The organism is Cytobacillus firmus, assembly GCF_023715565.1.
GTDB classification, from domain to species: Bacteria; Bacillota; Bacilli; order Bacillales; family Cytobacillaceae; genus Cytobacillus; species Cytobacillus firmus_C.
Genome location: NZ_JAMBOJ010000149.1, coordinates 1 through 484 on the forward strand (window position 1 = coordinate 1; position 484 = coordinate 484).

A 484-nucleotide genomic window follows, 5' to 3' on the forward strand; every position below is an offset into this window, starting at 1 on the left:
GAATTCATTATAAATATTCTTACTCATGAAAAATCCTCCGTCCTATTGATTAAATCTATTGAAACACAAAAAACCCCAGAAAGGGGCACTTTTTTATAAGTGTCCAGTATCTGGGGTATAGTTCATAAACAGCTGGTTTCTTTTAATTTAGGGGATAAAAAACTCTTTGTGTTTTTTGGTTTTACTTATTGACCTACTGGGCACCAGGTGTTATTATAGTAAAACAGTCGCTTGAGACGTTAACAGCATTTAGAAGTTTTGAAAAAAGTTGTTGACGAAGTGATTGAGAAATGATATATTAATAAAGTCGCTTCTGAGCGGCGGATTGATCTTTGAAAACTGAACGAACAATACGTTAACGTTTAAATCATTAGTCTTTTTCGAAAAGACAATCGAGCTATATCAACTCTTATATGGAGAGTTTGATCCTGGCTCAGGACGAACGCTGGCGGCGTGCCTAATACATGCAAGTCGAGCGGACAGA

1 rRNA gene is annotated in these 484 nt (G+C 36.4%); it reads left to right on the plus strand.

Annotated features, from left to right (window positions below):
* Positions 1-410 precede the first annotated feature (410 nt).
* A 16S ribosomal RNA gene (locus tag M3205_RS25195) occupies positions 411-484 on the plus strand; the annotation flags it as partial.